Origin of the sequence: Methylovulum psychrotolerans, assembly GCF_002923755.1 — a bacterium.
GTDB lineage: Bacteria > Pseudomonadota > Gammaproteobacteria > Methylococcales > Methylomonadaceae > Methylovulum > Methylovulum psychrotolerans.
Genome location: NZ_PGFZ01000062.1, coordinates 1 through 1,972 on the forward strand (window position 1 = coordinate 1; position 1,972 = coordinate 1,972).

The 1,972-nt window shown below is 45.4% G+C and carries 2 protein-coding genes; both read right to left on the reverse strand.

Annotation, left to right across the window (positions count from 1 at the left end; translation table 11 throughout):
• Positions 1-142 (reverse strand): IS66 family insertion sequence element accessory protein TnpA (tnpA, locus tag AADEFJLK_RS26205; protein WP_428839040.1); only part of this gene is annotated, 142 nt, incomplete at its 3' end.
• Between the two features lie 123 nt (positions 143-265).
• Positions 266-1,972: metallophosphoesterase family protein (locus AADEFJLK_RS23515; RefSeq protein WP_146054744.1), on the reverse strand; the 1,707-nt coding region annotated here is incomplete at its 5' end.

Below are 1,972 nucleotides of genomic sequence, written 5' to 3' on the forward strand. Positions count from 1 at the left end.
CCGGTTGCACACGACGGTATTCGCACAATCGTGCCGCAAAGGTTTTGGCGTTCAGTTGCTGTTGCCGGCAATAATCCGCTTGCGGCAGGCCGCTGGCCTGCCATGCTTCAATATGCCCAATCCACTTCTTTGATAATCCCACCGGTATTCCCCGTAAAAAAGGGCAAGGATGACAGTTCGTATCAGGTTTGCCTAGGTGGCTGGGTTAGACGTTTACCTTAGGTTGGATGTTAATCTGGATAATGACTAATATATTCTCATGGAATTAGCACAACTTTGTTTCGATTGACGTAAGCCAAAGCCCATTATCCTTAGTTTTTCCGGCGACAGCTCTCGGAATCCAACCATCACCATGCCCGTCATACCTTCGCAACCAAATTTCCACATCGCCCGTGTCCAAATTCAAGCGCACAAAATTGTAACCATTTTCTTGGTCAGATTTTTCATAACAAGCAGCTGCGGCGATGCGAACGTGTTGGTTGTTTATGGCGTTGACCCAATTTTGATGCTCATGGCCGTGCAGGAAAAAATCAAAATGGGTTTCCATGATTCTGCGAAGCAAAGCATCTTCTTGCTCGACAAAACAACCTGGCGGGTGATGAATAAGGGCAATTTTCAGGTCAGCGTTGAGTTTGTCCAAGTTGCCTACAATAGCGCCGTCTTGCCAATCAGCACCTAACCAGAGCTTGCTTTTTTCTTTATCGCGGCTGCAATTCCAGGCGGAATTAAAGCCGCCGATGCCGAGCTTGATACCATTTATTTCTCTAATTTGGCTATATATGAGTCGGTCAGGGTCTTCAAGCAGATGTGAATAACTGTTTTTTTTCAAAAACTCCCGATAAGTGGTTAATCTATCCATGAAAAGCCGCCACTGTCTGGGCTTATCTTTAATGAGTCGAGTGACGTTATCTGTAGTGGCCTGAGTTTCTATCCAATGAGTTTCTGATTCCGCCACTTCCCCTCGATCCACATCGTGATTGCCTGGCACTAAAAAGGTGTTCTCTTTGGAGATTTCTTGGCTAAACGCCCTTCTTACGCCCGTCAGAAAGGTTTCAACTTCCTCATATTGTTCTGCCAAACTAGAGCCTTTCCCCGATCCGTAATTGCCAAATGCAGCATCACCGGTAAAAAACAGCAGTTGCGGTAACAATCCATGGGTTTGTTCCATGTTCTTTAAATCTTTGAGTAAGGAATTTAATACCCTATTCGCATCCCAACCCGTTTTAGGTTCGCATAAATGCAGGTCAGACAAATGTAGCCAAACAATGGACTTGGAGGATTTATCGCTGGAATTGTGGCAAAGAAATGCGTCGAAGGCTGGTTGCTCCGAGTCTGTTGCGCGATCTAATAACGGTACAGGCATGTCGTCGGTCGTTTCTAATGGATTGAGATAATTCAAGTTATTAGAAATACTCTGAACTGGGTTACCTATAAGGTCTGTTTGAGCAGTAGGATCATCGCTAGCTTCGGAATTTGCATTAAGACTTTTCTCGTTGGAACTGACCATTTTTACGAAACGCTTAAAAAAAGATTCAACACTTTGCTGCTGATCGACCATTTCTTCTCTCGAATCCGCTGAGTCGGTTAAACTGCAAGATTCATCCCGTTCCTTGGCACCATCACGCCCATCCCTATCGTTGCCACTAGTAGAGTTGTTAGCCGTCAGCCCTTCGGAACTTTTGGAGGAGTTCACTGGCTCCCATTTAGCGCTAGCTGGCTCGTTTTGTATTGTTGATCCCTTGGTGTCTTCCACAACAGTAGGAAAGTCACCTGAAGGCTTTGGGAAGAGAGGGCTTTGCATTTTCATATTCTCTTTGATACCGGGCTGGGTTACTTGGTCTTTTGGTGCATCTGATGGTTTTTGTTGCTGGATCTCATCGTAGAAACCCAGGTTACATAGCTCTACTAGCCTTTCAATGCCACCATCCAATTGGATAGCCATATCACAATCGAGTGCCGCCATCGAGACTTT